Source organism: Pseudomonas linyingensis (assembly GCF_900109175.1).
Classification (GTDB): domain Bacteria; phylum Pseudomonadota; class Gammaproteobacteria; order Pseudomonadales; family Pseudomonadaceae; genus Geopseudomonas; species Geopseudomonas linyingensis.
The window spans coordinates 1-5,903 of record NZ_FNZE01000013.1 but is presented as its reverse complement, the minus strand read 5'-3'; the positions used below and the strand labels follow the sequence as shown (position 1 = coordinate 5,903).

The following is a 5,903-nucleotide window of genomic DNA, read 5'->3' as shown; positions in this document are numbered from 1 at the left end:
GTGTTCCTCTCCAACACCAACCACGAGGAAGACCAGCCCTGCCACCTGAAGCTGGCCGATCCGAGCATTCCGCTGGGCAAGAACCTGCCGCTGTACGACGAGCCGGCGCAGCGCTACTGCCCGGCCGGCGTCTACGAGATCGTCACCCTCGAGAGCGGCGAGAAGAAGTTCCAGATCAACGCGCAGAACTGCGTGCACTGCAAGACCTGCGACATCAAGGATCCGGCACAGAACATCAACTGGATCGCCCCGGAAGGCACCGGCGGGCCGAACTATCCCAACATGTGAGCAAGCCCGCGCCGCAGCACCTGCGTCACTCGCGGGCGCTGCGCGTCCCGCCCTCACTGCGGCAGGTAGTAACCCACCGCCACCAGGTGGTTGCCGACCCGGCGCAGGTAGGCACGCTTGGGCTCGTTCTGCTGGGTAACCGGGTTGCGCCACTGGTAGTCGTACTCGCCATGGCCCTGCCGGAGGGCAATGTCGAGCATGGCCTGACCGATGCCCTTGCCATCCGGCGAGGTCAGGGTCGCGAAGTCGCTGCCGACCAGGCGGGGGTTGAAGCCATGGGCAACGAAGCGCTTGCTAGCCAGATCGACGACGAACACGTACAGATCGTCCTGCAGGTAGCGTTTGTCGTGAGCATTGATGGCCTGCAGGGTCGCCTCGGGCTGGCTGGCCACCGCCTGGGCGGCCTGGTCGAGCAGGCTCAAGGCCTGGGCGGATTCCGCGCGGGCCTTGTAGTAACCAACCGCGAGGATGTGGTCGCCAACCCGCTGGAAGAAGCTGTGCTTGCGAGCGACTACGCCGCCAAGGCTCCAGTCGCTGAAGGGATACTCGATCTCCTCGACCTGCGCCTCCTTGCCTCCCTCACTCAGGCGCATCAGCCTGGCTCGCGCCTCATCGCCAACCGCCACACCGATGTCCTGACCCACCAGCATCAGCGAAGGCCCGCCGCTGGCCACCAGCGTACCCTGGGCATCGACCACGAAGACATACAGGTTGCCGACCGTGAACGGCCCCTTGCGGCTGAACACCGCCAGCGCCTTGTCGCCCTCCTCTCGGTAAAAGGCCACGGCCTTGGCCAGCAGATCCCGCGCGGCCTGCTCGTCGGCCGCGTAGCGCGAACTTTCCGCGGCTGGCTGTAGGTTCTCGGCGGCAACACTCACTACCGGCAGGGCCAGCACGCCGAGCAGGACAGCCATGCGACATGAGTTAGTCATGTTTTCCTCTCTTTTCAGGGTTGCTCGTTTCTTCTAACCGTCAGCGGCGCATGGCGCCGCCAGCCCGGCTGGAGTGCGCAAACGCAGAAACCAGGGGAGCCCCTGGTTTCTGCTGGAAACGCCGGTAATGACCGAGATCCCCGATGGTCAGCCGGTCATCGCTCAGGCACTGGGCGCGACTGCGGCCAGCTCAGTCTCGCGGATCAGCTTCTTGTTGATCTTGCCGACGCTGGTCTTGGGAATGTCGGCGACAAACTTGATCTGTCGCGGGATTGCCCACTTGTTGATGTGGCCGCTCTCGACGAACTGCTGCAGGTGCACCTCGATGGCCTGCTGGTCGAGATCCTCGCCCGGCGCGCAGACCACCAGGGCCAGCGGCCGCTCGCCCCACTGCGCGTCGGGGATGCCCACCACGGCGACCGAAGCGACCGCCGCGTGCTGGCTGATCAGGCTCTCCAGCTCCAGCGAGCTGATCCACTCGCCGCCGGTCTTGATCACGTCCTTGATGCGGTCCTTGATCTCCACCACGCCGCGGCCGTCGATCGAGGCCATGTCGCCGGTGTGCAGCCAGCCGCCCTCCCATAGCTCGGCGCCCTTCTCCGCCTCCTTGAGGTAGCCCTGGGTCAGCCAGGGCGCGCGCACCACGATCTCGCCCAGCGCCACGCCGTCGTGGGGCACGTCGTTGCCGGCACCGTCGACGATGCGCAGGTCGACCAGCGGGATCGGTACGCCGGTCTTGATGCGCTCCGGCAGTTGCTCGTCCATCGGCAGGGCGAGGTCCTCGGCGCGCAGGTGGGTCAGGGTCAGCAGCGGGCAGGTCTCGGACATGCCATAGCCGGCATGGATGAGCATGCCCTGCTGGCTGGCCTGGCGGGCCAGGCCGAGGGTCAGCGCGCTGCCGCCGAGCAGCATCTTCCAGCCAGCGAAGTCGGTCTGCTTGCCCAGCTCGCAGTCCAGCATCATCTGCAGGATGGTCGGCACGCAGTGGGAGAAGGTCACCCCCTCCTCGCGGAACAGGCGGACCAGCATGTTCGGCTCGTAGCGGCCGGGGTAGACCTGCTTGACGCCCAGCGCCGTGGCCACGTAGGGCACGCCCCAGGCGTGTACGTGGAACATCGGGGTGATCGGCATGTATACGTCGCTGGAGCGCAGCAGCGGCTGACCCTCGTAGGCGGCGAAGGTGCCCAGCTCGTTGAGGGTGTGCAGCACCAGCTGGCGATGGGTGAAGTACACGCCCTTCGGATTGCCGGTGGTGCCAGTGGTGTAGAACATGGTCGCCACCGAGTTCTCGTCGAAGTCGGGGAACTCGAAGTGGCTGGCGGCACCGGCCAGCAGCGCTTCGTACTCGCCCAGCACCGGCAGTTGCGTCGGCTTGGCGGTGTCCTCGGTGAGCTGCACGTAGCCCTTCACGGTGCTCAGCTCGCCGTGGATCTGCTCCATGAGCGGCAGGAAGTCGTCATGCACCAGGACGATGTCGTCCTCGGCATGGTTCATGGTGTAGACGATCTGCTCCGGCGACAAGCGCACGTTCACCGTGTGCAGCACCGCGCCGAGCATCGGCACGGCGAAGAAGCACTCCAGCGAGCGGTGGCTGTCCCAGTCGAGCAGGGCCACGGTGTCGCCGGCCTTGATGCCGGCGGCGCTCAGCGCGTTGGCCAGGCGCTGGATGCGCTCGTTGAGGGTGCGGTAGCTGTAGCGCAGCTTGTCGGAATAGACGATTTCCTGGTCCGGCTGGTAGCGCACCCCGGACAGCAGCAGGCGCTTGATCAGCAACTGGTAGTCGTAGGCACCTTGCGCAGGCGGAATTATTTTTGTCGTCGCCATTGTTGTTTTCTCAACTTAGCCATTCTGAAATTTGGGTTCGCTGCACGCGGGGGAACCGGCATTCGCACAGTCCAGGCCATCCGGTCGGACAGGTTCGGCCGGGCAGGCTCGCCCCCTCCATGGAACCAACAGTAAATAGCCCTCCCCCCGACCGCTTCACATTCCGCGCCACGCACTTGTCATTTGATGACAGGCACCGCCGCCGCAGGGCGTGCGCGGGGCGCCGCTGCCGCGCGGATACCGGGGAATGGCGAGGTGGGGGAAGGCGCCGCCATGCCCCGACTCAGGGGCGTGGCGGGTGCGGAGGGACGCGATCAGAACTGCTCGGCGTCCAGCAGGTACAGGCTCTCGCTGCCGGCGCGTACCGAAGCGCTCAGCGAGTGGATGCGCGGCAAGATGCGCGCGAAGTAGAAGCGCGCGGTGCCCAGCTTGCTGGTGTAGAACTCATCCTCGCCCTGCTTGGCCAGCGCGACGGCGGCCATGCGCGCCCACAGGTAGGCGTACAGGGTGTAGCCGAAGGCGTGCAGGTACTCGACCGAGGCGGCGCCGATCTCGTTGGGGTTGCCCTGCGCCTTGTCGAGCACCCAGGCGGTCAGCGCGTCGAGGTTGTCCACGGCGGCCTTGAGCGGAGCGGTGAATTCGGCGAGGGAAGCATCGGCACCGGCGATGAAGGCGTTGATTTCCTCGGACAGGTGGCGGTAGTAGCTGCCGCCGCTGGCGACCACCTTGCGGCCCATCAGGTCCAGCGACTGGATGCCGTTGGTGCCTTCGTAGATCTGGGTGATGCGGCAGTCGCGGATCAGTTGCTCCTGGCCCCACTCGCGGATGTAGCCGTGGCCGCCGAATACCTGCTGGCCGTGGATGGTGGTTTCCAGGCCCATGTCGGTGAGGAAGGCCTTGGCCACCGGGGTCAGCAGGGCGACCATTTCCTCGGCGCGCTTGCGCGCCGCGGCATCCTCGCTGTACTTGGCGATATCGAGCTGCAGGGCGACGAAGCTGGAGAAGGCGCGGCCGCCCTCGTTGAGCGCCTTCATGGTCAGCAGCATGCGGCGCACGTCCGGATGCACGATGATCGGGTCGGCCGCCTTGTCCTTGGCCACCGCGCCGGTCGGCGCACGGCTCTGGATACGCTCGCGGGCGTACTCGACGGCGTTCTGGTAGGAGCGCTCGCCCAGCGCCAGGCCCTGGATGCCGACGCCCAGACGCTCGTAGTTCATCATGGTGAACATGGCGTTGAGGCCCTTATTGACCTCGCCGACCAGGTAGCCGGTGGCGCCGTCGAAGTTCATCACGCAGGTGGCCGAACCCTTGATGCCCATCTTGTGCTCGATGGAGCCGCAGCCGACCGCGTTGCGCTCGCCCAGCGAGCCATCGGCGTTGACCATCATCTTTGGCACCAGGAACAGCGAGATGCCCTTCGCACCGGCCGGCGCGTCCGGCAGCTTGGCCAGCACCAGGTGGATGATGTTCTCGGTGAGGTCCTGCTCGCCACCGGTGATGAAGATCTTGGTGCCGCTGACCTTGTAGCTGCCGTCGGCCTGCGGTTCGGCCTTGGTGCGGATGATGCCGAGGTCGGTGCCGGAATGCGGCTCGGTCAGGCACATGGAGCCCGCCCAGCGGCCTTCGTACATGTTCGGCAGGTACTGGGCCTTGAGCTCCTCGCTGCCGTGGTTGAGCACCGCCAGGCAGGCGCCGGCGGTCAGCATCGGATAGAGGGCGAAGGACAGGTTGGCCGAGTTGACCATCTCCTCGACCTGGGCACCGATCGCCTTGGGCATGCCCATGCCGCCGAAGTCGGGCGAACCGCCCACGCCGACCCAGCCGCCTTCGCCGTAGGCCTGGTAGGCCGCGGGGAAGCCAGCCGGGGTCTTCACGGCGCCATCGTGCCAGGCGCAGCCTTCCTCGTCGCCGCTGCGGTTCAGCGGGGCAACCACTCCTGCGGTGACCTTGCCGGCCTCCTCGAGGATGGCGCGCGCGGTGTCGACGTCGACGACCTCGGCCAGCGCCGGCAGGTCGGCCCACAGCTTGGAAACTTCGAAGACTTCATTGAGGACGAAGTCCATGTCACGGAGGGGCGCTTTGTAGTCAGACATTGGGAACACTCAACCTATTTTCTGTTGTAGTCGTAGCCGTTGATGCCGCGGTGGCGGAGTCACGATCCGGCTATTTACCGCTGATTTTTTAGCAGGCCAGCCTCGGCGCACGCTTCGACCCTGGGGTGGATTTGCGGGTGGACCTCGGTGGAGCTCGAGGTGGAAGCGCTCTCCACCGGTTTGGCAGCGACGGCACCGGTGCGCTTGTCGGGCAGCAGGAAGTACGACAGCGCCGGGATCAGGATCAGCGCGCCGAGCATGTTCCACACGAACATGAAGGTCAGCAGAATGCCCATGTCGGCCTGGAACTTGATCGGCGACCAGGCCCAGGTGACCACGCCCGCGGCCAGGGTGATGCCAACCAGGCCGACCACCCGGCCGGTGAAGGCCACTGCGTTCTCGTAGGCATCCGACAGCGACATGCCCTGGCGCTGGTAGTGCAGCTGCACGCTGAGCAGGTACAGCGCGTAGTCGATGCCGATGCCCACGCCGAGGGCGATCACCGGCAGGGTCGCCACCTTGACGCCGATGCCCATCGCCACCATCAGCGCCTCGCAGAGCACCGAGGTGAGTACCAGCGGCAGGATGGCCACCAGCGCCGCCCGCCAGCTGCGGAAGGCGATCAGGCAGAACAGGATCACCGCCGCGTAGACGTAGATCAGCATGGTGCGGTTGGCCTCGCGCACCACGATGTTGGTCGCCGCCTCGATGCCGGCGCTGCCAGCAGCGAGGAGGAACTGACGCTCCGCGGTGCTGTTTTCCCGGG

The 5,903-nt window shown here is 66.2% G+C and carries 5 protein-coding genes; 1 reads left to right on the top strand and 4 read right to left on the bottom strand.

What is annotated here, in order from left to right; translation table 11 throughout:
• The coding region (locus BMZ19_RS15600) for a 4Fe-4S dicluster domain-containing protein (RefSeq protein WP_170847790.1) at window positions 1–288 on the top strand (288 nt) is incomplete at its 5' end.
• A 53-nt stretch (window positions 289–341) separates the two neighbouring features.
• Here the strand turns inward: BMZ19_RS15600 and BMZ19_RS15595 are convergent.
• From BMZ19_RS15595 to BMZ19_RS15580, 4 genes are all read right to left on the bottom strand, one after another.
• A complete protein-coding gene (locus BMZ19_RS15595) occupies window positions 342–1,220 on the bottom strand; it encodes a cache domain-containing protein (protein ID WP_090312481.1) in 879 nt (292 codons plus the stop codon).
• A gap of 162 nt (window positions 1,221–1,382) precedes the next feature.
• The gene (locus BMZ19_RS15590; protein ID WP_090312480.1) at window positions 1,383–3,044 is read right to left on the bottom strand and encodes a fatty acid--CoA ligase; all 1,662 of its coding nucleotides are present in this window, start codon (window positions 3,042–3,044) and stop codon (window positions 1,383–1,385) included.
• A gap of 314 nt (window positions 3,045–3,358) precedes the next feature.
• On the bottom strand, window positions 3,359–5,137 hold the full coding sequence (locus BMZ19_RS15585) for an acyl-CoA dehydrogenase C-terminal domain-containing protein (protein ID WP_090312479.1): 1,779 nt from the start codon (window positions 5,135–5,137) through the stop codon (window positions 3,359–3,361).
• Window positions 5,138–5,211: 74 nt separating this feature from the next.
• A partial coding sequence (locus BMZ19_RS15580; protein ID WP_425287177.1) for an MMPL family transporter occupies window positions 5,212–5,903 on the bottom strand: 692 nt, incomplete at its 5' end.

Coding starts and splice junctions, on each gene's coding strand:
- BMZ19_RS15595 (WP_090312481.1), bottom strand. CDS start 1,220: ATGACTAACTCATGTCGCATGGCTGTCCTGCTCGGCGTGCTGGCCCTG.
- BMZ19_RS15590 (WP_090312480.1), bottom strand. CDS start 3,044: ATGGCGACGACAAAAATAATTCCGCCTGCGCAAGGTGCCTACGACTAC.
- BMZ19_RS15585 (WP_090312479.1), bottom strand. CDS start 5,137: ATGTCTGACTACAAAGCGCCCCTCCGTGACATGGACTTCGTCCTCAAT.